This window comes from Kineosporia mesophila, from assembly GCF_021129235.1.
Classification (GTDB): Bacteria; Actinomycetota; Actinomycetes; order Actinomycetales; family Kineosporiaceae; genus Kineosporia; species Kineosporia mesophila.
This window is the reverse complement of record NZ_JAJOMA010000002.1, coordinates 278,607-303,946: the sequence shown is the minus strand read 5'-3', so window position 1 is coordinate 303,946 and position 25,340 is coordinate 278,607. Positions and strand designations below refer to the sequence as shown.

Below are 25,340 nucleotides of genomic sequence, written 5' to 3'. Positions count from 1 at the left end.
ATTTGAGAAGACCATGCAAGGGAAGGATCTGGATCGTCGTGACAGACACCGCGGCAACAAGCGCCAACGACAGGTTCGAATGGACCGACCTGGACAAGCGCGCGGTGGACACCGTGCGCCTGCTCGCCGCGGACGCGGTGCAGAAGGTCGGCAACGGGCACCCCGGCACGGCCATGAGCCTCGCCCCCGCGGCCTACATGCTCTATCAGAAGGTCATGAAGCACGACCCGCAGGACCCGAACTGGGTCGGCCGGGACCGGTTCGTGCTCTCCGCCGGGCACTCCAGCATCACGCAGTACGTCCAGCTCTTCCTGGCCGGCTACGGCCTCGAGCTGGAAGACCTGAAGGCGCTGCGCACCTGGGGCTCGCTGACCCCGGGCCACCCGGAGTACGGCCACACGGCCGGCGTCGAGATCACCACCGGCCCGCTGGGCCAGGGCCTCGCCTCCGCCGTGGGCATGGCGATGGCCGCCCGTCGCGAGCGTGGCCTGTTCGACCCCGAGGCCGCCCCGGGCACCAGCCCGTTCGACCACAACATCTTCGTGATCGCGTCCGACGGTGACCTGCAGGAAGGCGTCACCGCCGAGGCCTCGTCGATCGCCGGTCACCAGGAGCTGGGCAACCTGGTCGTGATCTACGACCAGAACCACATCTCCATCGAGGACGACACCGACATCGCCTTCACCGAGGACGTCGCCAAGCGGTACGAGGCGTACCACTGGCACGTGCAGAAGGTGGACTGGACCGTCACCGGCGAGTACGTCGAAGACGCCCAGGCCCTCCACGACGCGCTCGAGGCGGCCAAGGCCGAGACCTCGAAGCCGTCGATCATCCTGCTGCGCACGATCATCGCGTGGCCGGCCCCGACCAAGCAGGGCACCGGCGGCTCGCACGGTTCCGCGCTCGGCCTGGACGAGATCAAGGCCACGAAGGAGCTGCTCGGTTTCCCGACCGACCAGGACTTCATCGTCGAGCCCGAGGTGTTCAAGCATGTCCGCGGCGCGGTCGACCGTGGTGCGGCCCTGAAGACGCAGTGGCTCGAGGGCTTCAAGAAGTGGGAAGCCGCGAACCCCGAGCAGGCCTCGCTGCACGAGCGTCTGGCCGCCGGGCGTCTGCCCGATGGCTGGGAGAGCGCGCTGCCGTCCTTCCCGGCCGGCAAGGACGTCTCGACGCGCAAGGCCTCCGGCGCCGTCCTCGACGCCCTGGCCCCGGTGCTGCCCGAGCTATGGGGCGGCTCGGCCGACCTGGCCGAGTCCAACAACACCACGATGAAGGGCGAGCCGTCCTTCATCCCGTCGCACCGTTCGACGGAGACCTGGACCGGTAACCCGTACGGCCGCACGCTGCACTTCGGCATCCGCGAGCACGCCATGGGCTCGATCCTGGCCGGTATCCGCCTGCACGGGAACACCCGCCCCTACGGCGGTACCTTCCTGCAGTTCAGCGACTACATGCGGGGCGCCGTCCGGCTCACGTCGCTGATGAACATCCCGGTCACCTACGTCTGGACCCACGACTCCATCGGTCTGGGCGAGGACGGCCCGACCCACCAGCCGGTCGAGCACCTGGCCGCCCTGCGCGCGATCCCGAACCTCTCGATCGTGCGTCCCGGTGACGCCAACGAGACGGCGTGGGCGTGGCGTACGTTGCTGGAGCGCAACTCCGGCCCGGTCGGCCTGATCCTGTCCCGCCAGAACCTCCCCACCTTCGACCGTGACGCCCCCGGCTTCAACGGCCCCGAGGGCGTGGCGCGCGGTGGGTACATCCTGGCCGAGGCCGACGGCGGCGACCCGAAGGTCGTCCTCATCGGTACCGGTTCCGAGCTCCAGCTCGCCGTCGAGGCCCGGGCGACCCTGCAGGCCGAGGGAATCCCGACCCGCGTGGTATCGATGCCGTGCGTCGAGTGGTTCAACGAGCAGGACGCCAACTACAAGGCGAGCGTCCTGCCCCACACAGTGAAGGCCCGTGTCTCGGTCGAGGCCGGTCTGGCCCTCGGCTGGCGCGACTTCGTCGGCGACGCCGGCCGCAGCATCTCCGTCGAGACCTACGGCGCCTCCGCCGACTACAAGCGGATCTACCAGGAGTACGGCATCACTTCCGAGGCCGTGGTGAACGCCGCCAAGGACAGCCTGCGCGGCACCGAGGCCTGATCCTCGAAAGACCAGCACGACCAGTACCACCCGGCCCGCCGCCTGTGCCGACGCAGTCCCAGGCGGCCGGGCCGGTTTCGACGATGAGCCGTGCGGACGCCGCACGGCGACCGCAACAGGAGGCACATCTTGTCCAACGCTACGAAAGACCTTGCCGCCCACGGCGTCTCGGTCTGGCTCGACGACCTCTCCCGTGAGCTGCTGGAGAGCGGCGACCTGCAGAAGCTGATCGACGAGCGCGGCGTCGTCGGGGTCACCACCAACCCCACGATCTTCGCGAACGCCCTCTCCAAGGGTGACCGTTACCAGGACCAGGTCGACACCCTGGCCAAGAACAACGCGGACGTCGACCTCGCGGTCTTCGAGATCACGACCGACGACGTGCGCAGCGCCTGCGACGTCTTCAAGCCGCTGTTCGACAGCAGCAAGGGCCAGGACGGCCGGGTGTCCATCGAGGTCGACCCGCGTCTGGCCCGTGACACCGACGGCACGATCGACAGCGCCAAGAAGCTCTGGGCGACCGTCGACCGCGCCAACGCCATGATCAAGATCCCGGCGAGCGTCGAGGGCCTGCCCGCGATCACCGCCGTGATCGGCGAGGGCATCAGCGTCAACGTCACGCTGATCTTCAGCCTCGAGCGCTACCGCGCCGTCATCGACGCCTACCTGGCCGGCCTGGAGCAGGCCAAGGCCAAGGGCATCGACCTCTCCACCATCCGTTCCGTCGCCTCCTTCTTCGTGTCCCGCGTGGACACCGAGATCGACAAGCGCCTGACCGCGGTCGGCACGGACGAGGCCCTGGCCCTGAAGAGCAAGGCCGGCCTGGCCAACGCCCAGCTCGCCTACCAGGCGTTCGAGGAGTCCGTCGCGACCGCCCGCTGGAGCGAGCTGGCCGCGGCCGGTGCCAACGTGCAGCGTCCGCTGTGGGCCTCCACCGGCGTGAAGGACCCCAAGCTGCCCGACACCCTGTACGTGACCGAGCTGGTCGCCAAGGACACGGTCAACACCATGCCGGGCGCCACGCTCGAGGCGACCTTCGACCACGGCGTCATCACCGGTGACACGGTGACCGGCTCCTACGCCGCCGCCACCGCCACGATGGACGCCCTGGCGAACGCCGGCGTCGACTACAACGACGTGGTGAACCTGCTCGAGGTCGAGGGCCTGGACAAGTTCGAGAAGAGCTGGGGCGAGCTGCTCGGTTCCGTCACCGACGAGCTCGAGCGGGCCAAGGCCCGGGTGTCCGAGTGAGCGAGGGCAGCCCGTCGGACGTCTGGCCCGCCGACGACGTGGCCGCTGACGTCACCGTCACCCCGGCCGGACCGGACGCGCTGAAGGCGGTCGAGAAGCACCTCGCCACCCTGGTCGCCGACAAGGTGGCCTCCCGGATCCTGGCCAAGGACCCCACCCTGTGGGGCGAGGCCGCGGTCTCCGAGGCCTCCGTCCGGCTGGGCTGGGTCGGCCTGGCCGATACCTCCCGGCCGCTGGTCGAGCCGATCGAGACCCTGCGGGCCGAGCTGCTCGCCGAGGGTGTCGACCGGGTCGTGCTGTGCGGCATGGGCGGTTCGTCGCTGGCTCCCGAGGTCATCACCCAGACCGCGGGCGTCGACCTGGTGGTGCTCGACTCGACCGATCCCGGTCAGGTCCGCGCCGCCCTGGTCGAGCTGGAGCGCACGGTGATCGTGGTCTCCAGCAAGTCCGGGGGCACGCTCGAGACCGACAGCCAGCGCCGGATCTTCGAAGAGGCCTTCACCAAGGCCGGCATCGACGCCAAGAGCCGCATCGTCGTGGTCACCGACCCGGGCTCGCCGCTGGAGAAGGCATCCCAGGAGGCCGGTTACCGGGCGATCTTCCAGGCCGACCCGACCATCGGCGGCCGTTACTCGGCGCTGACCGCGTTCGGCCTGGTGCCGTCCGGTCTGGCCGGGGCGGACATCGGCCGGCTGCTCGACGAGGCGGCCGGGGTCAGCGACCAGCTGGCCGAGGACATCGAGGCCAACCCGGGTCTGGTGCTGGGCGCCGTCATCGGTGGCTCGCCGGCTCCCTCGGGCGGCTTCCGCGACAAGACCGTCTTCGCCGACTACGGCTCGGGCATCAGCGGTTTCGGCGACTGGGTCGAGCAGCTGATCGCCGAGTCCACGGGCAAGGAAGGCACCGGCCTGCTACCGGTCGTCGCCTCCCCCACGGCGGCCGACGTCACCACCCCCGGTGACGACACGGTCGTGGTGCGGCTGGCACCGGTCGGTTCGGACGCCACCACGGCGCCCTCCGACTCCTCCGCCGCTGCCGCCGTCACGGTGAACGGACCTCTCGGAGCGCAGATGCTGCTCTGGGAGTACGCCACCGTGGTGGCCGGGCGCCTGATCGGGATCAACCCGTTCGACCAGCCCGACGTGGAGAGCGCCAAGGCCGCCGCGCGCGGCATGCTCGACGCCCGTCCCGAGCCGGAGGCGGCCGAGGCCGTCGACGGTGGCATCGAGATCCGGGCCACTCCCGGCCTTCTCCAGGGTGCCACCACCGTCGAGGCGGCCGTGGACGCACTGCTCGCGCAGCTGCCGGGCCGCGGCTACCTGGCCGTCATGGCCTACCTCGACCGGCTCGCCGAGAGCGAGCTGGCGCAGGTGCGCGACGCCCTGGCGAAGCACACGAGCCGCCCCGTCACCTTCGGGTGGGGACCGCGGTTCCTGCACTCCACCGGGCAGTTCCACAAGGGTGGCGCCCCGGTCGGGGTCTACCTCCAGATCACCGCGGACTCCGCGGACGACCTGGAGATCCCGGACCGGCCGTTCACCTTCGGTCAGCTCATCTCGGCCCAGGCCGCCGGTGACGCCACCGTGCTCGCCGAGCACGACCGTCCGGTGCTGCGCCTGCACCTGACCGACCGTAAGGCCGGGCTGGCCCAGCTGATCCAGGTGCTCAGCAGGTAGTCACCAGTGCCCGGCGAAGGGTGGTTCTGCTGGTCCCCGGACCAGCAGAACCACCCTTCGCGTGTAGGTGACGGGAATGCCGGGCGCCTGCTTGGACTTGGCCCCCAGTACGTGCGTACGCCGACGTGACCGGCGTCCACCATTTTCGATCTGTCAGCTCTGAAAGGAACAACGGTGAGCCCGACCCGGGTGAGTGCCAGCGAGAATCCGCTGCGCGACGACCGTGACCGCAGGCTCCCCAGGATCGCGGGGCCCAGCGGCCTGGTGATGTTCGGGGTCACCGGCGACCTGGCCCGCAAGAAGCTGATGCCGGCCATCTACGACCTGTTCAACCGCGGTCTGCTGCCGCCGGGCTTCTCCCTGGTCGGCTACGGCCGCCGGGACTGGTCCGACGCCGACTTCGCCGAGCAGGTCCGGTCGTCGGTGAGCCGCTACGCCCGCACGCCGTTCCGCGCCGAGGTGTGGGAACAGCTGGCGGAAGGCCTGCGCTTCGTGCAGGGCAACTTCGACGACGACGCCGCGTTCGACCGGCTCGCCGAGGTCCTGGCCGAGCTGGACACGACGCGCGGCATCGGTGGCAACTACGGTTTCTACCTGTCCATCCCGCCGGGCGCCTTCCCGGTGGTGACCAAGCAGCTGGCCCGCTCCGGCCTGTCCCGGCAGGACGGCGACTCCTGGCGCCGTGTGGTGATCGAGAAGCCCTTCGGGCACGACCTCGAGAGCGCCCGCGAGCTGAACGAGGTCGTGGAGTCGGTGTTCCCGCCCGACTCGGTGTTCCGCATCGACCACTACCTGGGCAAGGAGACGGTCCAGAACCTGCTGGCGCTGCGCTTCGCGAACCAGCTGTGGGAGCCGATCTGGAACGCCCACTACGTGGACCACGTGCAGATCACGATGGCGGAGGACATCGGGATCGGCGGCCGGGCCGGTTACTACGACGGCATCGGCGCGGCCCGTGACGTGATCCAGAACCACCTGCTCCAGCTGCTCGCGCTGACCGCGATGGAGGAGCCCATCTCCTTCGACGCCAAGGATCTGCGCGCGGAGAAGGAGAAGGTGCTGTCCGCGGTGCGCGTGCCCATCGACCTGGACTCGGCGGCCGCCCGCGGGCAGTACTCGAAGGGCTACCAGGGCAACGAGGCGGTCAACGGCTTCCTCGAGGAAGACGGCATCGCGCCCGACTCGATCACCGAGACCTTCGCCGCGCTGCGCCTGGACATCGACACCCGCCGCTGGGCCGGGGTGCCGTTCTACCTGCGGGCCGGCAAGCGCCTGGGCCGCCGCGTCACCGAGATCGCCGTGGTGTTCAAGCGGGCCCCGTTCCTGCCGTTCGACAACACCGCGACCGGTGAGCTGGGCCAGAATGCCATCGTGATCCGCGTGCAGCCCGACGAGGGCGTCACCATCCGTTTCGGGTCCAAGGTGCCCGGTACGGCGATGGAGGTGCGCGACGTCAGCATGGACATGAGCTACGGCGAGTCGTTCACCGAGTCCTCCCCCGAGGCCTACGAGCGGCTCATCCTCGACGTCCTGCTCGGCGACCCGCCGCTGTTCCCCCGGCACGAGGAGGTCGAGCTCTCCTGGAAGATCCTCGACCCCTTCACCAAGCACTGGGAGAGCGCCGGCAAGCAGCCCGAGGCCTACTACCCCGGTCAGTGGGGCCCGGCCTCGGCCCACGACATGCTTTCCCGCGACGGACGCAGCTGGAGGGTCCCGTGATCGTCGACCTGCCGAACACCACCACCAACGAGATCAGCAAGCGGCTGGTCGAGGCCCGCAGCGAGAGCGGCGCGGTCGCCCAGGGTCGCGTGCTCACGCTGATCCTGGTCACCGACGAGTCCGGCTCCGACGACGCCATCGGCACCGCGAACGACGCCAGCCGGGAGCACCCCTCCCGGGTCCTGGTGATCGTGCGCGGTTCCACCGACGGCGACTCCCGGCTAGACGCGCAGATCCGGGTCGGCGGTGACGCCGGGGCCGCCGAGGTCGTGGTGCTGCGCCTGTTCGGTGAGCTCGCCAACCACGGCTCGGCCCTGGTCACCCCGCTGCTGCTGCCGGACGCGCCGGTCGTGGTCTGGTGGGCCGGTGAGCCCCCGGCCGACCCGGTGAACGAGCGCATCGGCACCATGGCCACCCGCCGCATCGTCGACTCCTCCAGGGCGGCCGACCCGCTCGCGGCCCTGACCCAGCTGGCCTCGGTCACCGCCCCGGGCACCACCGACCTGTCCTGGAGCCGCCTCACCCGCTGGCGGGCGCTGCTCGCGGCGGCGCTCGACCAGCCGCCGTACGAGGAGGTCACCTCCGCGGTCGTGCGGGGTGCGAAGGACAAGCCGAGCGTCGAGCTGATGGCCGCCTGGCTGGCCTACGCGCTGGAGTGCCCGGTCACGATCGAGCACACCGACGCCGGCACCGGCATGGTCGGCGTCACGCTGACCCGCGCGTCCGGTGACATCTCGATCGTGCGGGAGGACGGCACGGTTGCCACCATGACCCAGCCCGGCCAGCCCGTGCGCCGGGTGGCGCTGCACCGCCGTACCGACGTGGACTGCCTGATCGAGGAACTGCGCCGGCTCGAAGAGGACGAGCTGTTCAGCGACGTCCTGACCAAGGGCATGCCCCGTCTCACGCAAGGGGCCACCGTATGAGCGAGCGTTTCGTCTTCGCCGACGGCGAGCAGCTGGCCATCGCCACGGCGGCCCGGCTGATCACCGCGATCAGCGACGCCCAGAACGCCCGGGGTGTGGCGCACGTCGTGCTCACCGGCGGCTCGAACGGCGGCGCGCTGCTCAAGGCCGTCGCGAGCTCACCGGCCCGCGACACCGTGGACTGGAGCCGTGTCGACCTCTGGTGGGGCGACGAGCGGTTCCTGCCCGCCGGCGACGCCGAGCGCAACGAGGTGCAGGCCCGCGGGTACCTGCTGGACGCGCTGCCGCTGGAGCCGAAGCGGGTGCACGTGATGGCCGCCAGCGATGGTGGTCTCGACCTGGACGCAGCGGCCGCCGCCTACACCTCGGAGCTGGCCACGGCCTCCTCCGACGGCACCGTGCCGGCCTTCGACGTGCTCATGCTCGGCGTCGGCCCGGACGGCCACGTGGCCTCACTGTTCCCGGGTCACCCCGGCTACGCGGTGACGGAGGGCACGGCGATCGCCGTGCGCGAGTCGCCGAAGCCCCCGCCGGAGCGGATCTCACTGACGCTGGGTGCCATCGGTGCGGCCCGTCAGGTCTGGCTGCTCGCCGGTGGCGAGGGCAAGGCCGAGGCCGTGTCCCAGGCCCTGCGCGGTGCGGACCTGCCCGCCGGTGCGGTGCGGGGCACCGAGCGCACGCTGTGGCTGCTCGACCGGGCAGCCGCTTCCCAGCTCTGACCACTGCTCCGACCACCGCTCCGACCGCTGCGAACGGTGGACGAGACATCGTCCACCGTTCGCCCCCGGCACGACCCACCCACTCGGCCACGAAACCCCGGCCGAACAGCGGGATACGACCTGGGCCACCGGCTGATCGCCGACCGGCCGACCCCGATCCTGCGAAAGGCCCTGGCCTAAAACGTATTCCCGGCGGACGGGACGTGCCCCGTCCGCCGGAGCACGACCAGTGGCGTGCGGTAGTGCTCCACCACCCGCCCGCCGAGATCGTCCACGGACCGGGCCACCTCGTCCGCCTCGGCCGCACTCCAGTCGCTGAAGGTCGTGAACAGGTCGCGCACCTGGGAGCGGTCGAGCGTGATCGCCCAGGCGAACTCCTCGACCAGGACCCGCTCGAAGTACCCACCCGCCTCCAGAGCATCGGCCCAGGCCGCGGTCGCCAGCTCCCCCGGACCGGAGCGCGGCGGGCCCGGCGGCCGGCGGTCCACGACCTGGGCGACCCGCTCGCGGAACGGCGTCAGCGACACCGAGGGATCACCGAAGGCGTTGCGCCACACCGCCAGATGCCCGCCGGGAGTCAGTGCGGCGTGCAGTTTCGGCAGAACCAGCCCGAGATCGAGCCAGTGCACCGCGGTGGCGATGACGGCCAGATCGAAAGCGCTCTCGTCCAGTCCCGTCTCCTCGGCAGTGCCCAGAATGATGGACGCATCAGGGCACCGCTCGCGCAGCAGTCCCGCGAGCGCGGGGCCGGGTTCGACAGCCGTGACCCGCGCGCCGGCGGCGAGCAACCGGCGGGTGGCCAGACCGCTCCCCGCTCCCAGCTCGACCACCCGCCCGCCGGGCGAGAGCCAGCCGTGGGAGCCCAGACACGTCCACAATTGGTCGGGGTAGGGCGGCCGACCGCGGTCGTAGAGCGCGGCGTGGGCGTCGAAGTGCAGGGGGCCGGGCACACACTCATCGTAGTCGAACAGCGACGGACCGGACGTTTTCACCGGGCATGGCATGATGTGCGGGCTTTTACGCCGCCATCCGCTCGTCATCCACTACCGTCAGGGGCCCGTTCGTGCAGCCGTTGGAAGCCTCCGATCCGTCGTCGATCGGCCGGTACCGCATCACCGGGCGGCTGGGCCAGGGAGGCATGGGGCGCGTCTACCTCGGGAGCACACCGGGTGGCCGGCCGGTGGCGGTGAAGGTGATCAACACTCAGTTCGAGGAGAACCCGGACGTCCTGAACCGGTTCCGGCGGGAGGTGGAGATCCTCCGGACGGTGCGTAACGCCTTCGTCGCCGCGCTGATCGACCACAACGTGACCACCACGCCCTACTGGATGGCCACGGAGTACGTGCCCGGCCCGACGCTGGCCGCGGCCATCCGCGACCAGGGCCAACTCGACGCCGACGTCACCCGGGGCCTGTTCGCGGCGCTCGCCGAGGCTCTGGTCGACATCCACGCGCACGGCATCTGCCACCGCGACCTGAAGCCGCAGAACATCATTCTCTCGGTGACCGGTCCGCGGCTGATCGACTTCGGGATCGCCCGGGGTGAGGACCAGGAAGGGCTCACCCAGACCGGGATGACGGTCGGCACCCCCGGGTACACCGCTCCCGAGGCCCTGCTCGGCCACGAGATCGGCCCGGCGGCGGATGTTTTCGCGCTGGCTGCGACGATCGCGAAGGCGGCCACGGGCCGGGCCCCGTACGGCGTGGGCAGCGGTTTCGCCGTCAGCCGGCGCAGCATGAGCGGCGAGGTCGACGTCACCGGGGTGCCCGACGACCTGGCCGCCCTGATCCGCGACTGCAGCAACCCCGACCCCTCGGCGCGTCCCGGGGCCGAGGAGATCGTGCTGCGGTGCCGGCCGGAGACGGGACTGATCGAGAACCAGCTCTACCAGCAGATACTCAAGGGGAGGGGAGCGACTCCCGCGCCGGGGACCTCGCCGGCGACGGTGCCCCCGGCGCTCGGGGCCACCCGGGCCTACTCCGCCCCGGCCACCCCGTCCGCCCGCAGCCGCCGTCCGCTGCTGGTCGGCGCCGGGCTCCTGGCGGTCGTCCTGGGCGTCGCGCTGATCGGGACCTGGCTCGTGAGTGGGGTCGGCGCCGACGCGGACGACAAGGCCTCGGGCAGCCCGGCCAGCTCGGCCGGCCCGGCCGACGTCACGCCCGCCACCTCCGAAACACCGGCCTCCGAAGCCCCGGCCGAGACCGACCAGCCGGTGCGGACGCTGACCGGGCCCAACGGCAACTGCCTGGCCGCGCCCGGCAGCCTGGCCAACGGTGACCTGCCCACGATCCAGCCGTGCGACGGGTCCGAGCTGCAGCAGTGGGACTACACCGCCGAGCGCGGGCTGAAGACCGGCAACCGGTGTCTCGACCTGGGCGCCAACGAGGTGCAGAACGGTCTCACGGTGCAGCTGTGGGAGTGCAACGGCACCCGGGCCCAGATCTTCGAGGCGGTCGGCGACGAGGTGCGCAACCCGTGGTCGGGGCGCTGCCTGACCACGACGACCAACGAGCCGGCGGCCGGTGACCCACTGATCATGTGGGACTGCAGCGGCAGCAACCTGAACCAGGTCTGGCACCTGCCCGGGTGAATCCGGGCGCCGGGAGCAACATCCGCGGAACCCGGCGCCTCGAGAGCACATGTCCACCCCACTGATCGTGATGACGGTACTGCTGCCCCTGGTGGCGGCGCTGTTCCTGGGGTTCGTGGTCTTCGTGTTCGTGCGCGTCTTCACCTCCGGCAGCTCGACCCCGCCGGCGCGCCGTCCCGACCGCCCCGGCGTGCCGGTGCACCTGTACGCCCGGCTCACCCGCCCCGGCACGCCGCGAGGCCCGGCGGGCCCGGGAGCCGGCCGCGCTGATGGTCCGGCGAGGTGCCCGCGGCGCGACCGCCTGATTCGTGTCGAAAGGCGGCCCCGGTGGCGCGGCCCGAGGATGGGCCAGGTTCCCAGGGCCCCGTCCGGGGGCGGGGACGACGGCGCACCAGGGAAGGTCGGACATGCCGGCGGAGCCGGAGCACAACCAGGAACAGAGCAATCAGCAGGACCCAGACCAGCAGGACAATGACGGGCAAGGTGGTGCCCGTCAGGCCGATGCGCTGATCCAGCCGCCCCGGCTGCGCACCGGTGAGGACCGGTCCGCGTCCCGCCTGGAGCTGTTCTTCGACCTCGCCTACGTGCTGGTCGTCGCCGAGCTCACCAGTGCCTTCGCGCACGACCTGAGCTGGCACGGGGCCGGGGTCTTCGCCGGGCTGTTCACCGTGGTCTGGTGGTCGTGGGTCACGACCACGCTCTACTCCAACCGCTTCGACACCAACGACGTGCCCTACCGGCTGGCGAAACTGGGCCAGACGTTCGCGGTCGCGGTGATGGCCGCAGCCTCCTCGAGCGCCACCACCTCGGGCTCGGTCTACTTCGCGGCGGGCTATCTCGGCTCGCAGGTCCTGCTGATGGCGCTCTACGCCCGGGCCCACCACCACGTCCCGGACGCCCGCCGCACCCTGGACCTCTACCTCGGAGCGACCGCCGTCAGCGCCGTGCTGTGGTCGGTGTCGCTGGCCGTCCCCGGCCCCGCCCGCTACGCCCTGTGGGCCGCCGGCCTGCTGATCGAGGCCACCGCCCCGCTGCTGGCGACCCGTTTCGGCAACCGCATCCCGCTGCACGAGCAGCACCTGCCCGACCGGTTCGGCCTGTTCGCCATGCTCGTGCTCGGTGAGTCCATCGCCTCCGTGGTGGTCGGCCTGCACGACACCGACTGGCGCCTGGCCTCGTTCACCACCGCCGCAATCGGTTTCGTGATCACCGCGGCCCTGTGGTGGACCTACTTCGACCTGGGCGGGGCGGCGAGCAAGCACCGCATCCTGCAGAAGAACGACAACCGGGCCTCCGCCACCCACGACCGGTACGTCTACGGCCATCTGCCGCTGTTCCTCGGCCTGGCCAGTGTCGGTGTCGGTGTGGAGGAGTACGTGCTGCACCCGGTCGGGGACCTCTCCCCCGGCGGCCGGGCGGCGCTCTGCGTGGGGGTGGGGCTGTTCGTCGCCGGTGTCGCCCTGGTGATGGCCGGCTCGGCCGGGCGCTGGAGCGCGGCCTGGCCGTGGCCGGTCGCGACGCTCCCCGTCGTGATCGGGATCAGCCTGCTGCCGCTGAGCCCGACCCTGACCGCTCTGGGCCTGGCGGTGGCGATGATCGCCGGGGTGGCCGCCGGCACCTGGCAGCAGCAGCGCGGCCACATCGCGACCACCGAGACCTGAATCCGGCCTGAACCGGTCCGGTCCGGGGTGACCGGCGGACACGCGGAAAACCTCACGCACCGTGCATTCGGGGTGGCAGTGGCCATAATGGCCCGGTGCCGTGCCGATGCTGCCCGAAGGTGCGGGACAGTCTGGACAATCCCTCGTGCGCTGCTCCCGGCCGGGTGACAACCCTCGGGCCCGCCGCCGCCGGTGGGGTCGAGAACGGACCGGACCGGTCAAGAACGGCATTCCAGGGACCGATGTCCCGATGAACGGACCGTCAGAAAGGCGCGGGGTGTGATCGAGGTGAACCAGCCCCGTGACGGCCGGCCCGTACCCCCTGCTGCCGGGCTCAGCCTCGGTGAGGAACGCGCCCGGCTGGCCGAGGAGCTCGCGGCCCTGGACGACGCCGTCGGGCTGGACCCGGCCCGCGCCCTGGACCGGGCCCGCGGCCTCCAGGAACGGGCCGAGGAACTCGGTGATCACGACGCCACCGTGAGCGCGCTGCTCTGGCAGGCCGAGGCCTACCAGCGGGACGGGGAGCCGGCCGCCGCCGCGGCGATCGTCAACCAGACCCGCGACGCGCACGCACCGCTGGGCGCGGAGCACACCGTGCGGGCGTGCTGGCTGACGGCCCGCATCTACACCGACCTCGGCGACCGGCCGACGGCGCTGGAGCACGTGATGGACGCGGTCGGCGCGTTCACCGACGGGGTCTCGCGCCGGTTGCGCACCCGGGTGCTCATCAAGGTCGCCGACCTGCTGGACGAGCTCGGCGACCACGAGGACTCGATGATCTGGTACGCCCGGGCCGAGGAACTGGCCACCGGCGACGGGCGCATGCACATGCTGGTGGTGAACAACCGGGCCTACAGCACGCTGGAGTCCGGGGACGGAGACACCGCTCTGGAACAGGCCCGGCTTCTGATGTCTCTGGGCCGGCACTACGGGCGCCCGCTGAACGCCGACGCCCTGGACACGGTGGCGCGCATCCACCTGCTGCGCGACGAACCGGGCCCGGCCGCCGAGACGGCGCAGCAGGCCGTCGACGCGGCCGAGCAGCTGGAGGTGAAGGCCGGCGACGCGCTGCCCGAGTACCTGCTCACCCTGGCTGTGGCCCAGCGAGGTCTGGGCGAGGCCGAGCTCGCCGCGAAGACCCTGGGCCGGGCCCGTGACCTGGTCAGCTCGGAGGCCTACGGCCGTACCAAGGCCCGTATCCTCAAGGAGGAGGCCGAGGTGCAGGCCGCGCTGGGCGACTATCGGGCGGCGTTCGAGACTCACAAGGAGTTCTACGAGGCCGACCAGGAACTGCTTTCCCAGCAGCGGGAGGCCCAGGCCCGCGCCCGCCAGACCATTTTCGAGACGGTCACGGCCCGCGAGGAGGCGGCGCGCTACCGCGAGGAGGCCCGCCGCGACCCGCTCACCGGCCTGCGCAACCGGCTCTACGTCGAGGAACGCCTGAGCGGGCTGCTGCGCAACCAGATGGTCACGTCCGGCGTGCTCAGCGTGGCCCTGCTCGACCTCGATCACTTCAAGTCCGTCAACGACACGTTCTCGCACGAGGTCGGTGACGAGGTGCTGCGCACGGTGGCCCGGCTGCTGGAGGACGCGGTCGCCCCGGTTGCGGTCACGGGTTCCTTCGCGGCCCGGCTGGGTGGTGAGGAACTCCTGCTCATCCTCAGTACCGACCACCGCGACGAGGCCCTGCGGATCACCGAGTCGCTGCGGGCGTCCGTCGAGAACTACGGGTGGACACCGATCACCCCGGGCCGCATCATCACGCTGAGCGGAGGAATGGCCACGGCCGTTCTCGAGGACACCCCCTCCTCCCTGCTCGCCCGCGCCGACGCACAGCTCTACGCCGCGAAGTCGGCCGGACGCAACCGGATCTGCACAGACTTCTAGCAAGTGAACGAGCCCCCCAAAGGCTGATTGGGTCGTCGCCCCCCGGCTCGACCTCGCTTCACATAGTGCCGAAAAAGGACAACCACCGCAATGGTTGTTTTTTGAGCCATGCCGGGATAGAACTTCGGCGGGGGTTCGCACCGAGTCACTCGAAGCCGTGGGGGCGGCTGTGACTGGTTGCACCACATCCTTTTTCCCGTTCATCCAGTCCTGGAGACCACTTTGTCGAGAACCGTGGGCACCCGTTTGCCCGCTCACCGCACCATGACTTTCGCCCTGGCTGCCTGCCTTCTCGTGGCCGGCCCGGCCGGCTCCGCGCTGGCTGCCGACGTCCCCGTGGTGGGACCGGTCGACACCCCTGCGGGCATCGCCGCGATCTCCACCACCGCCTGCGACCCGGACGGGACGAAGTCTGCCGACACCACGGCGGCGAACTCGCTGGACGGCCGGCTGACCGGCGGCCTGTCCGGCGGAATCACCGCCTACCAGGCGTCCTGCGCCCGAATGATCGTGAAAACCGTTCGTGATCGAGGTCTTTCCCGACAGGCCGGAGTGATCGCCGTGACCACGGCGATCGTCGAGTCGACGCTGCACAACTACACCGAGGAGACCGACCACGACAGCCTGGGCCTGTTCCAGCAGCGGGCGTCGTGGGGCAGCGTGGCGAACCGCACGAACGCCACCTGGGCGACCACCGCGTTCCTGAACAAGATGGAGGACAAGTACCCGAACAACTCCTGGCAGAGCGCCCCGGTCGGGGAAGTCTGCCAGGCGGTGCAGGTTTCGGCCTACCCGGACCGCTATCAGGCCCAGGCGGCCGACGCCGGGCGCATCGTCGACGCGGTCTGGGACGCCGCCCAGGACCGGCCCGCGGCCTCGTTCTCCGGCGACGCGAAGACCGACCTGCTGGTACTCAAGACCAACGGAGAGCTGAACGCCCGGGTCAACAACGGCTCCTACTTCGCCGACCAGGGCACCTATTCCTCCGGCTGGCAGGCCTACCTGGGCCACGAGGGCCAGGGGCGGCTCTACTTCGCCGACTGGAACGGCGACGGCCGCAAGGACATGTTCGTGCTGAAGACCAACGGCGAACTCACCGTCCGCACCAACAACGGCACCTACTTCGCCGACCAGGGCACCATCTCGTCGGGCTGGGAGAACTACCTGGGCCACGAGGGCATGGGCCGGATCTCGTTCGCCGACTGGAACGGAGACGGACTCGACGACATGTTCGTCCTCAAACCCACCGGCGACCTGGACATCCGCACCAACACCGGCACTCACTTCTCCGACCAGGGCATCAAATCCTCCGGCTGGGAGAACTACCTGGGCCACGAGGGCATGGGCCGGATCTCGTTCGCCGACTGGAACGGAGACGGACTCGACGACATGTTCGTCCTCAAACCCACCGGCGATCTCGACATCCGCACCAACACCGGCGAGCACTTCTCCGACCAGGGCATCAAATCCTCCGGCTGGCAGTCCTACCTGGGCGACGCCGGGCAGGGCCGGCTCTACTTCGCCGACTGGGACGGGGACGGCCTGGACGACATGTTCGTGCTGAAGACCAGCGGTGAACTGACCGTGCGCACCAACACCGGAACGTATTTCGCCGACCAGGGCACCATTTCCTCCGGCTGGCAGGCCTATCTGGGCCACGAGGGCCAAGGCGTCCTCTACCTGTCCTGATCGTCTTCTCCCCCTTTGAAAGGAAATCCTTTGTCCACGAGACGTTCCCGGATCCGCACCGGCGTCACCACGCTGACCGCGGGCCTGATCGCCGCCGGCGCCCTGGTCGCCACCTCCGTACCGGCCCAGGCGGCGACACCCGACTACCAGATGCCATTCCCCTGCGGCACCAAGTGGCGGGTCAACACCTACGACGACACCCATGCCCCCGCGGTCGACATCGTCGCCGAGCCTCAGGACGACACCGAGGGCTCCCGGATCGTCGCCCCGGCCGACGGCACGGTGGTGCAGTCCAAGTTCCACGACAATGCTGGCAACATGGTCCAGATTGACCACGGTGGAAGAAACTTCACCACCTATATCCACATGCAGTCGCGGTCCGTCTCGATCGGCGACACGGTGAAACAGGGCGAGACGATCGGGCGGATCGGGCACACCGGCCCGACCTCGAACGGTGTGCCGCACCTGCACTTCGAGCAGGGCTACGACGCCAACGACGACGGCGTCTTCACCTGGGGCACCGAGAACGCCGAGCGGGTCGCGATCACCTGGAACGGTAAGACCTACGGCCCGGGCGTCGGCAAGGAGTGGCGCAACCTGGAGAGTAAGAACGGCTGCGGACCGCAGCGGGCCAGCTTCTCCGGCGACGCGAAGACCGACCTGATGGTGCTCAAGACCAACGGCGACCTGAACGCCCGGGTCAACAACGGTTCCTACTTCGCCGACCAGGGCACCTACTCCTCCGGCTGGGAGAACTACCTGGGGCACGAGGACATGGGCCGGATCTCGTTCGCCGACTGGGACGGCGACGGCCGCAAGGACATGTTCGTCCTCAAACCGACCGGTGACCTGGACATCCGCACCAACACCGGGGAGCACTTCTCCGACCAGGGCATCAAGTCCTCCGGCTGGCAGTCCTACCTGGGCCACGAGGGCCAGGGCCGGCTCTACTTCGCCGACTGGAACGGCGACGGCCTCGACGACATGTTCGTCCTGAAGACCAGCGGCGAACTCACCGTGCGCACCAACACCGGCACCTACTTCGCCGACCAGGGAGCCGTCTCCTCCGGCTGGGAGGCCTACCTCGGTCACGAGGGCCAGGGCCGGATCTCGTTCGCCGACTGGAACGGTGACGGGCGCGACGACATGTTCGTGCTCAAGCAGAACGGCGACCTCGACATCCGCACCAACACCGGGGAGCACTTCTCCGACCAGGGCATCAAGTCCTCGGGCTGGGAGAACTACCTCGGTGACGCCGGTCAGGGCCGGCTGTACTTCGCCGACTGGGACGGCGACGGCCTGGACGACATGTTCGTGCTCAAGACCAGCGGCGAACTCACCGTGCGCACCAACACCGGCACCTACTTCGCCGACCAGGGAGCCATCTCCTCCGGCTGGCAGGCCTACCTGGGGCATGAGGGCCAGGGGGTGCTGTACCTCGCCTGATCATCCCTGAAGGTCCGGGGCGCCGTCCGGTGCCCCGAACCTTCAGGCCTGCACCAGGTTCACCCCCGCCTCGCGAACGGCCTGGGCATCGGCCGGGTCCAGACCGGAGTCCGTGACCACCAGCGACAGCTGCGGCAGCTCACAGACCCGGTACATACCGAACCGCCCGTACTTGGAACTCCCTGCCACAAGTACCGATTCGGTCGCGCTGGACATGGCGGCCTGCTTGACGGCGACCTTGTCCGGGTAGGGCGTGGTGACGCCGCGCCCCAGGTCCCACGAGCTGCTGGAGATGAAGGCCACGTCGAGGGCGATCCGCTCGAGGATCGCGGTGGCCAGAACACCCACACTGGAACGGTTCTGCCGGTCGACCGCCCCCCCGACGTGAATCACCTCGACATCGGCCCGGGACGCGAGCAGCTCGTCGACAACGGCGAAATCGTTGGTGACGACGGTCATCCCACTCAGCTGCACGAGGTGCGGCACGAGCTGGGCGAGCGTGGTGCCGGCGTCCAGGTAGACGGTCATCCGGTCGGTGAGCACCTCGGCGGCGGCCCGGGCGGCCATGGCCGCCTTGCCCGCGGGCTCGACCATGGCCTTGTCGTGACGCGAGGCCTCGGCCTGCAGATGCCGGGTGGCCCCGGCGATGCGGACACCGCCGGGCACCGGCACGACCCGGCCCTCCCGCTCGAGGGTCGCGATGTCGCGGCGCACGGTCATGTGCGACACCTCGAGCAGGTCGGTGAGCTGGTGCACCGACAGCACGCGCTCGCGCTGGAGGTGCCGCAGCAGCAGCTCGCGGCGCTGGTCGGGGATCAGCGGGGTTTCGATGAGTTCCTCGGGCATGTTGTCGCCCAGTCCATCAGATCACCGCGCTGAGTACCACCACACCGGCCAGACCGATCAGCGACTGGATGCTGAGCATCAGCGTCCAGGTACGGAACGTCTGCTTCACACTGAGCTGGTAGTACTCCTTGAAGAGCCAGAACCCGGAGTCGTTGACGTGCGAGAGCATGACCGATCCGGAGGCTGTGGCCAGCACCAGCAGCTCCGGCGACAGGGTCGGGTCGGCGGCCAGCAGCGGTGCCACGATGCCGGTGGCGGCCGTGGTGGCGACCGTGGCCGAGCCCAGGCAGATGCGCAGCAGCGCGGCGACGACCCAGGCCAGCACCACCGCCGGGATCGACCAGCTGCCGGCGTGGTCGGCGATGATCGCGTCCACCCCGGTGGCCGTGAACATCTGCTTCAGCGCACCGCCCGCACCCAGGATCAGGATGATCGGGCCGACGGCGGCCAGGCCCTTGCCCGACATCTTCTGCAGCTGACCGGCGGAGAAACCACTGCGCCGGCCCAGGGCGAAGAACGCGAAGACCACGGCCACCAGCAGCGAGATGATCGAGTCGTTGAACGCCTCGAACACGTTGTAGGGGGCGGTGCCCTCGGCGGTGTTCGCCGTGCCGATCGTGCCGATGAGCATGAGCACCGGCGGCATCAGCACCGAGATCAGGCTCAGGGCCAGGGAGACCGGCCGACCCGGCCGTTCCGGTTCCACGTCGGTGACCGGGGCCGGGCCACCGTCCAGGTCTGGCGCCGGACCGAACCAGCGCCGGGCGAACCGGGTGAACAGCGGGCCGCAGACGATGGCCGTGGGCACGGCGATGATCAGGCCGTAGGCGATGGTCAGACCGGTGTTGGCACCGTAGGCGCTGACCGCGGCGGTCGGTGACGGGTGCGGGGGCAGCAGGCCGTGCGACACGTAGAGGCCGGAGGCCAGCGGCAGGCCGACCCACAACAGGTGCACGTTGCGGCGCCGGGCCACGGTGTAGACCAGCGGCGCGAGCATCACGAAGCTGACGTCGAACAGGTGCGGCAGACCGATGATCACGGCCGCGACGCAGATCAGCGACGGGATCCAGGCGACCGGACGCCGACCGAGGAACGAGTCGACGATCTTGTCCGCACCGCCGGAGCCGAGCAGCAGGCTGCCGAGGATCACGCCCAGGCCGATGGTCGGGGCGGTACCGCCGAGGATGGCGCCGACACCGTCCTTGAACGCGTCGATCACCTCGCCCGGGGTGAGGCCGTTGACCAGACCGAGCGCGATCGCGGTGATCGACAGGGCGAGGAAGGGGTTCAGTTTCGCCCGCGTGATCATCAGGATCAGTACGACGACGGCCGCGAGCGCCCAGAGCAGGGAGACGATCTCGGAACTCATGCGCGCAGGCCCCGGGTCCAGGCGGCGACCAGGTCGGCGTCCGCGTCGGCCAGGTCCTCGAACGTGATGAGCTCGCCGGCCTCCACGTCCCGCGCCAGGGTGGCGTGCGCGGCGAGGTAGAACGGCGCCGGGTTCGGCGCAGCCTCGGTCGTGGGCAGGAGAACTGGCTCCACGCCGTCGATCTCGTGGTGATGGCCACCCATGTGCAGCACGGTGCCCTTCGGCAGGCCGGTACGCGCCCGCCCCGCCATCACCGCGTTCTGGCGTGGTGCGGCCACCCCCGAGCCGATCCCCAGCCGGACCGCCGCGAGCAGCGAGACCGGCGTCTCCACGCCCATCACGTGGTACGGCAGGTACAGGCAGGCGTACTTGCCGCTCTTGCTGACCACGTGACCCTTGCCCTCGAGCAGCTTCCAGGTCTCCGGGTCGCCGGTGCGCACGATCGCGAAGACGCCACCGCCGAAGCTCGCCTCGTCGGGCCTCCTCAGCACCGTGAAGACGTCCACCACACCGCTCTTCGCGAGGATGCCGCCGTCCTCCCGCAGCGAGTAGATGTCGGCCAGCTCACTGATCCGGGCCAGCGGGTAGTGCATCGACTCGGTGTCGGGGACGAAACCGCCGTGCGTGGTGACGACGGCCATCTCGCAGGGGTCAGCCGCAGCCCGCAGTTTGAGCGTTTTCACCGCCTCCGCGCGCCGTGCCAGCGTTTCGCCGGGGCTGACCCCGAGCGTCATCAATCGGGGCAGTTCGCCCGCCGGGATCGTGATGTCGAGGTAACGGATCTCGTCACCGTCCAGCACCACGTCGTACTCACCGGACTTGCCGACCGCCACGATCTCCAGGCCCAGCGTGCGGACCCAGCTGACCAGGGCCAGCAGGTTCGCGGGCTGGTCGCCGTCCGCAGGGGTGTAGACCACGCCGTTCTCGGCGGCGACCCGGGCCAGCTCGACGCCGGTGACCGAGTCCACCTCCTTGCTGACCATCGCGACGTGACGGCCGGCCAGCAGGGCGGCGCGGGCCATCCGGTAACCGTGGGCCGGGCTGCCGGTGCCCTCGACGAGCACGTCGTACCGGTCGGGGTCGAGGAGGTCGGCGCTGGGCACGATGACGGTCCCGGCCGTGGCGCCCCGGACCTCGTCGGCGGTCCGGCAGATCGCCAGGTCGTCGTAGCCGAGCTCGACGCACAGCGCGTGCACCTTCTCCACGTCGACGTCGCACAGCAGCGAGGGGCGCAGGGCGTCGATGAGAAGGGTCTGGGCCAGAAGGGTGCGACCGAAGCCGCCGCCTGCTCCGGAGAGGGCATAGCGGACGACAGCCGGTTCGTGCTGGGACAGCAGCAACCCGAGGTTCATGGTGTTCCTAACCAAGGTCGTTCGGGCCGCCGAGGGTGTTGGGCCTCGACGGTGAGGTGTGGCGAGACGCTAACCACGATTCACATGAGCGTCAACTGATGTAACTTGATTTCACACATTGTCTCAATGACTTCTGGAGGGACGCGTGCTCGGCGCCCTGGCCGATGACTTCACCGGCGCGACCGACCTGGCGATGGCGCTGGTCGCGCGCGGTTTCCGCACCGTGGTGTCGATCGGCGTACCCAGCCACGAGCGGCTGACCGTTCTGCCCGAACAGGCCGACGCGGTCGTCATCGCTCTCAAGACCCGCACCATCGAACCGTCGGCAGCCGTGGCGGCCAGCCGTACCGCGCTGCGCGCACTGCGCCGGATGGGTGCCACGCGTATCTACGACAAGTACTGCTCGACGTTCGACTCCACGCCGGCCGGCAACATCGGGCCGATCCTCGACGCCCTGGCCTCGGATCTGGGCACGTCGCTCACCGTCGTGGTGCCCTCGTTCCCCGCAGCCGGCCGCACGGTCGTCGACGGGCAGCTGTACGTGCACGGGACGCCCCTGGGTGAGAGCCCTATGCGCCACCACCCGCTCACCCCGATGACCGATTCGGACGTGCCCCGGCTTCTCGCCGCGCAGAGCACGGCGTCGGTCGTGCAGGTCGGTCTGGGGACGGTGCGGTCGGGCGGCCTGCGGGAGGCTCTGGAGTCTTTGCGATCAGAGTCTTTGCGATCAGAGTCGCTGCGATCGGAGTCCCTGCGAAGGGGGGACGAAGTGGTCGCCGTGGTCGTGGACGCCCAGTCCGAGGATGATCTGGTCACCATCGCCGCCGCGACCGCCGACCTTCCGCTGATCACCGGTGGTTCCGGCCTGGCGCTCGGTCTCAGTGGTCCGGGGGCCCCGCCCGTCCGGCTGTCCGCCCACGGCGGACCCAAGGCGGTGCTCGCCGGCAGTGCGTCGGCGGCCACCCGGGGCCAGATCGCCCACGCCCAGGCGCTGATGCCGCACCGCCGACTCGACATCGCCGCGCTGCGCGCGGATTTCGAGGGTGCCGTGGCCGGGCTGCGCACCTGGGCCGTGCGGGAATGGCAGCAGGACAGCGAGAAGCCGGTGCTCGTCTACGCGGTCGGGGAACTGTCGGACGTGCAACCTGCGGCAGCGGGCGAGGTCCCGGCCTCGGACCTGGTCGAGCAGGCCCTGTCCCGCCTGGCGTCGGAGTTCGCCGACGCCGGGTGCCGCCAGATGATCGTGGCCGGCGGCGAGACCTCCGGGGCCGTGGTCTCGGCCCTGAACGTACGAGAACTCGTGATCGGCCAGCCGGTCGCCGCGGGAGTCACCTGGGCCCAGGGCGACTCGCGCGGGCGGGTGATGAATCTGCTGTTGAAGTCGGGCAATTTCGGGGACGAGGATCTGATGAGCGGGGCCTGGACGGTGCTGTCATGAGCAGTGTTTCGCCAGAAGGAACAACGGCACCGGACGAGACGACAGCCGCCGACCGGACGACCGCCCCGGACGAAGCCGCGGCCCGGGCCGAATTGGTCGAGACCGGCCGCCGGCTGGTCGAACTCGGCCTGAGCCCGGGCACCTCGGGCAACATCAGCGTGCGCCTCGGTGACCGCATGCTGCTCACCCCGACGAACGAGTCGATGGGCGCGCTCGACCCCGAACGCCTGGCTGTGCTGGACCTGTCCGGAAAACATCTGGCGGGCCCGAAGCCGTCCAAGGAGTTCACCCTGCACCGGGCCTTCTACCGCCGCACCCCCGATGCCGGCGCGGTGGTGCACCTGCACAGCGTGAACGCCGTAGCGGCCGCCTGCCTCACCCCCTGGTCCGAATCCAGCGCCGTCGCCCCGATCACCCCGTACTTCGTGATGCGGGTGGGCCAGACCCCCCTCATCGGTTACGCCCCGCCCGGTGACATCGCCCAGGCCGAGGAACTGGAGGCCCTGGACCTCCCCTTCCGGGCGGCCCTGCTGGCCAATCACGGATCAGTGGTGGCCCAGTCCACCCTGTCCGCCGCCATGAACGCCGCCGTGGAACTGGAGGAGGCCTGCAAACTCACCCTCCTCACCTCCGGCCACTCCCCCCGCCTCCTCACCACGGCTCAAGCCGAGGAACTGGCCCTGAAGTACGGCAGCTACTGGGGCTCCGCCAGCTGAGACAGGACCAGCCCACCGACTGAGACCCCAGCACCAGCAGGCACGGCCACGCCACCCGCAGGCACGACCACCTCACCCGCAGGCACAGCCACACCACCCGCAGGCACAGCCACACCACCCGCAGGCACGGCCCACCTCGCGGGCACAGCCACACCACTCGCGGGCACGACCACTCCCGCGCCGAGTCGCCCCCCATCTCACCCCGCAAGCAACGGCCGCACCTCCTGCCCCAGGAAGCGGATGAAGCCCTCAAGATCGGGCTCGTCCGACGTGGGCTGAAGGATGACCGTGGTGCAGCCCAGGGCGCCGAGCCGGAGCACATCGGCCGCGATCGTGGCCGCATCGCCGGCCACCCCGTCACCGGGGCCCGGCGTGCGTCCCCAGATCGGGAGCTCGGCGTCCACCCGGGCCTGGGAACCGGGACCGGTCGCCGCTATCTGCCCGATCGTGATCTCGTGCGGGCCGAGGGCGCCGGGTTTGGCATCGGCTGCCAGCCCGTCGCGCACCAGTTGCACGCGCCGGCGGATCGACTCGTCGTCGCCGGCCCAGCTGAGCATCGTGGCGTCACCGACCTCACCGGTCAGCGTGAGCGTCTTCGGGCCCTCACCCCCGACGTACAGCAGCGGCACCGGGCTCGGCGGCCAGTCCAGCGCCACGTCGGTGAGCTTCACGTACGTGCCGTCGACGGTGACCTTCTCGCCGTGCAGCAACCGGCGCAGCGCGGTCGAGTACTCCCGCAGCAGGGTGAGCGGTGAGACCGCGCGGTTGCCGACCTGCCCCATCCAGTCCTGCACACCGTGACCCACTCCGGGCATGAGCCGGCCGGGGAACATCCGCGACAGGGTGGCGATCTCCATGGCGGTGAGCGCCACGTTGCGCAGCGGGGCGGGCATCAGGCCGATGCCGACCCGGATGTGCTCGGTCCAGGCCAGGGCCGCTGCGGCGGTGGCGACCCCGCTCTCCTTGAAGCAGTCTTCCCAGACCCAGAGCTCGTCCAGCCCCGATTCCTCGGCAGCCAGGACGATGGAGCGGAAGCGCTCGGGAGGAACGACCGGCACGAAGGCGATTCCCAGCCGCGGCGGTGTCGTACGGGTGTTCTCAGCGATCGAGGTCATGACGGACATCATGCCCGCGACCACCGACAGTTCTGGAACCACCACCCAGCGCCAAACGACGATCGGCTCCCGGCACGATGCCGGGAGCCGATCGTCAGTGCCTGGATTCGCGGAATCTCAGCGAATGATCCGGCGGGCCCGCAGAGAGGCCAGCGCCTCTTCCAGGATCGCCTGGCCGTCCGCGTCGCTGCGACGCTCCTTCACATACGCGAGGTGCGTCTTGTAAGGCTCGTTGCGGGGCGGAGACGGCGGCGTGGTGCGGTCCTGCCCTGCGGGGAAACCACAACGGGGGCAGTCCCAGGTCTCCGGGGGCTGCACACCCGCCTCTTCCGAGAAACTCGGCTTGGTCTCGTGCTTGTTCGCGCACCAGTAGGAGACGCGGAACCTGGGGGCCGTGTCGCCCCGCTCCGCCTCTCCCATCGGCCCGGCGCCAACTCGGCTACCGCGGATAGCGTTGCCACTCGCCACCGTGAATCCTCTCCTTCAGTACCCGGACTCGCGCCGGTTGCAGTTATGTCGTTCAGAACGCGTCGGGGAAGAACCTGTAGATCAGGTTGAGCAGCACGATCACCACTGCCCAGGTGACGCCGATCGCGATCGTGAAGCGATTGAGGTTGCGCTCGGCGACCCCGGAGCTGCCCATGCTGGAGGACATGCCACCACCGAACATGTCCGACAGCCCACCGCCCCTCCCCTTATGGAGAAGGATCAGCAGCGTCAGGATGAGGCTGGTGATGACGAGAAGCACCTGAAGGCTCAGGCGTAGCACGGACACGACGCGGACCTCTAT

Annotated in this window: 20 protein-coding genes; 13 read left to right on the top strand and 7 right to left on the bottom strand. The window is 70.1% G+C overall.

Features of this window, described 5'->3' with window-relative positions; all coding sequences use genetic code 11:
- Positions 1–38 precede the first annotated feature (38 nt).
- The 6 genes from tkt (at position 39) to pgl (ending at position 8,441) form a co-directional block, all read left to right on the top strand.
- On the top strand, positions 39–2,150 hold the full coding sequence (gene tkt, locus LR393_RS04410) for a transketolase (protein ID WP_231481766.1): 2,112 nt from the start codon (positions 39–41) through the stop codon (positions 2,148–2,150).
- A gap of 129 nt (positions 2,151–2,279) precedes the next feature.
- The gene (gene tal / locus LR393_RS04405) at positions 2,280–3,401 is read left to right on the top strand and encodes a transaldolase (protein WP_231481764.1); all 1,122 of its coding nucleotides are present in this window, start codon (positions 2,280–2,282) and stop codon (positions 3,399–3,401) included.
- Positions 3,402–3,439: 38 nt separating this feature from the next.
- Positions 3,440–5,077 carry a glucose-6-phosphate isomerase gene (locus LR393_RS04400; RefSeq protein WP_345718919.1) on the top strand — a complete coding sequence of 546 codons (1,638 nt, stop codon included), beginning with the start codon at positions 3,440–3,442 and terminating at the stop codon, positions 5,075–5,077.
- Between the two features lie 174 nt (positions 5,078–5,251).
- Positions 5,252–6,796: a glucose-6-phosphate dehydrogenase gene (gene zwf / locus LR393_RS04395; RefSeq protein WP_331282902.1), complete on the top strand. Its 1,545-nt coding sequence runs from the start codon at positions 5,252–5,254 to the stop codon at positions 6,794–6,796.
- Positions 6,793–7,722, top strand: coding sequence for a glucose-6-phosphate dehydrogenase assembly protein OpcA (locus tag LR393_RS04390; RefSeq protein ID WP_231481759.1), 930 nt, complete (start codon positions 6,793–6,795; stop codon positions 7,720–7,722). Before zwf ends, LR393_RS04390 begins: the two co-directional genes overlap by 4 nt.
- Positions 7,719–8,441 (top strand): 6-phosphogluconolactonase, encoded by a 723-nt coding sequence (pgl, locus tag LR393_RS04385; RefSeq protein WP_231481757.1) that lies wholly within the window; start codon positions 7,719–7,721, stop codon positions 8,439–8,441. Before LR393_RS04390 ends, pgl begins: the two co-directional genes overlap by 4 nt.
- A gap of 176 nt (positions 8,442–8,617) precedes the next feature.
- Here pgl and LR393_RS04380 read toward each other — a convergent pair whose 3' ends face one another.
- A complete protein-coding gene (locus LR393_RS04380) occupies positions 8,618–9,391 on the bottom strand; it encodes a class I SAM-dependent methyltransferase (protein ID WP_231481750.1) in 774 nt (257 codons plus the stop codon).
- A gap of 113 nt (positions 9,392–9,504) precedes the next feature.
- Here LR393_RS04380 and LR393_RS04375 point away from each other — a divergent pair, with 113 nt between their 5' ends.
- From LR393_RS04375 to LR393_RS04355, 5 genes are all read left to right on the top strand, one after another.
- Positions 9,505–11,031, top strand: a complete 1,527-nt coding sequence (locus tag LR393_RS04375; RefSeq protein ID WP_231481748.1) for a serine/threonine protein kinase — start codon at positions 9,505–9,507, stop codon at positions 11,029–11,031.
- A 407-nt stretch (positions 11,032–11,438) separates the two neighbouring features.
- Positions 11,439–12,692: a low temperature requirement protein A gene (locus LR393_RS04370; protein WP_231481742.1), complete on the top strand. Its 1,254-nt coding sequence runs from the start codon at positions 11,439–11,441 to the stop codon at positions 12,690–12,692.
- Positions 12,693–12,971: 279 nt separating this feature from the next.
- A complete protein-coding gene (locus LR393_RS36170; protein WP_231481740.1) occupies positions 12,972–14,579 on the top strand; it encodes a GGDEF domain-containing protein in 1,608 nt (535 codons plus the stop codon).
- Positions 14,580–14,801: 222 nt separating this feature from the next.
- Complete coding sequence (locus LR393_RS04360; RefSeq protein WP_231481739.1) at positions 14,802–16,268, top strand: FG-GAP repeat domain-containing protein; 1,467 nt, start codon at positions 14,802–14,804, stop codon at positions 16,266–16,268.
- A gap of 30 nt (positions 16,269–16,298) precedes the next feature.
- The gene (locus tag LR393_RS04355) at positions 16,299–17,714 is read left to right on the top strand and encodes a VCBS repeat domain-containing M23 family metallopeptidase (protein WP_231481737.1); all 1,416 of its coding nucleotides are present in this window, start codon (positions 16,299–16,301) and stop codon (positions 17,712–17,714) included.
- 42 nt (positions 17,715–17,756) lie between these two features.
- Here LR393_RS04355 and LR393_RS04350 read toward each other — a convergent pair whose 3' ends face one another.
- From LR393_RS04350 to LR393_RS04340, 3 genes are read right to left on the bottom strand one after another with little or no spacing between them, the layout of a single operon-like run.
- Positions 17,757–18,560: a DeoR/GlpR family DNA-binding transcription regulator gene (locus LR393_RS04350; RefSeq protein WP_231481735.1), complete on the bottom strand. Its 804-nt coding sequence runs from the start codon at positions 18,558–18,560 to the stop codon at positions 17,757–17,759.
- Positions 18,561–18,576: 16 nt separating this feature from the next.
- A complete protein-coding gene (locus LR393_RS04345) occupies positions 18,577–19,929 on the bottom strand; it encodes a GntT/GntP/DsdX family permease (protein WP_231481734.1) in 1,353 nt (450 codons plus the stop codon).
- Positions 19,926–21,281, bottom strand: coding sequence for a hypothetical protein (locus LR393_RS04340; RefSeq protein ID WP_231481732.1), 1,356 nt, complete (start codon positions 21,279–21,281; stop codon positions 19,926–19,928). Before LR393_RS04340 ends, LR393_RS04345 begins: the two co-directional genes overlap by 4 nt.
- A 145-nt stretch (positions 21,282–21,426) precedes the next feature.
- On the opposite strand from LR393_RS04340, the gene otnK reads away from it, so the two are divergent.
- Both otnK and LR393_RS04330 read left to right on the top strand, forming a co-directional pair.
- The gene (gene otnK, locus LR393_RS04335; RefSeq protein ID WP_231481731.1) at positions 21,427–22,719 is read left to right on the top strand and encodes a 3-oxo-tetronate kinase; all 1,293 of its coding nucleotides are present in this window, start codon (positions 21,427–21,429) and stop codon (positions 22,717–22,719) included.
- Entirely contained in the window at positions 22,716–23,435 is a 720-nt protein-coding gene (locus LR393_RS04330; protein ID WP_231481730.1) for a class II aldolase/adducin family protein, read from the top strand. The genes otnK and LR393_RS04330 overlap by 4 nt, the downstream gene beginning before the upstream one ends.
- 197 nt (positions 23,436–23,632) lie before the next feature.
- Here the strand turns inward: LR393_RS04330 and LR393_RS04325 are convergent, their stop codons facing one another.
- The 3 genes from LR393_RS04325 to secG form a co-directional block, all read right to left on the bottom strand.
- Positions 23,633–24,550, bottom strand: coding sequence for an LLM class flavin-dependent oxidoreductase (locus LR393_RS04325; RefSeq protein ID WP_231481728.1), 918 nt, complete (start codon positions 24,548–24,550; stop codon positions 23,633–23,635).
- Positions 24,551–24,667: 117 nt separating this feature from the next.
- A complete protein-coding gene (locus LR393_RS04320) occupies positions 24,668–25,018 on the bottom strand; it encodes an RNA polymerase-binding protein RbpA (protein WP_285598766.1) in 351 nt (116 codons plus the stop codon).
- A gap of 52 nt (positions 25,019–25,070) precedes the next feature.
- On the bottom strand, positions 25,071–25,325 hold the full coding sequence (secG, locus tag LR393_RS04315; protein ID WP_231481725.1) for a preprotein translocase subunit SecG: 255 nt from the start codon (positions 25,323–25,325) through the stop codon (positions 25,071–25,073).
- Between the last annotated feature and the right edge of the window lie 15 nt (positions 25,326–25,340).

Bases quoted from the DNA above. Each gene is read 5' to 3' on its own strand.
- pgl (WP_231481757.1), top strand. From the start codon at position 7,719: ATGAGCGAGCGTTTCGTCTTCGCCGACGGCGAGCAGCTGGCCATCGCC.
- LR393_RS04370 (WP_231481742.1), top strand. From the start codon at position 11,439: ATGCCGGCGGAGCCGGAGCACAACCAGGAACAGAGCAATCAGCAGGAC.
- LR393_RS04350 (WP_231481735.1), bottom strand. From the start codon at position 18,560: ATGCCCGAGGAACTCATCGAAACCCCGCTGATCCCCGACCAGCGCCGC.
- LR393_RS04345 (WP_231481734.1), bottom strand. From the start codon at position 19,929: ATGAGTTCCGAGATCGTCTCCCTGCTCTGGGCGCTCGCGGCCGTCGTC.
- LR393_RS04340 (WP_231481732.1), bottom strand. From the start codon at position 21,281: ATGAACCTCGGGTTGCTGCTGTCCCAGCACGAACCGGCTGTCGTCCGC.
- LR393_RS04330 (WP_231481730.1), top strand. From the start codon at position 22,716: ATGAGCAGTGTTTCGCCAGAAGGAACAACGGCACCGGACGAGACGACA.
- LR393_RS04325 (WP_231481728.1), bottom strand. From the start codon at position 24,550: ATGACCTCGATCGCTGAGAACACCCGTACGACACCGCCGCGGCTGGGA.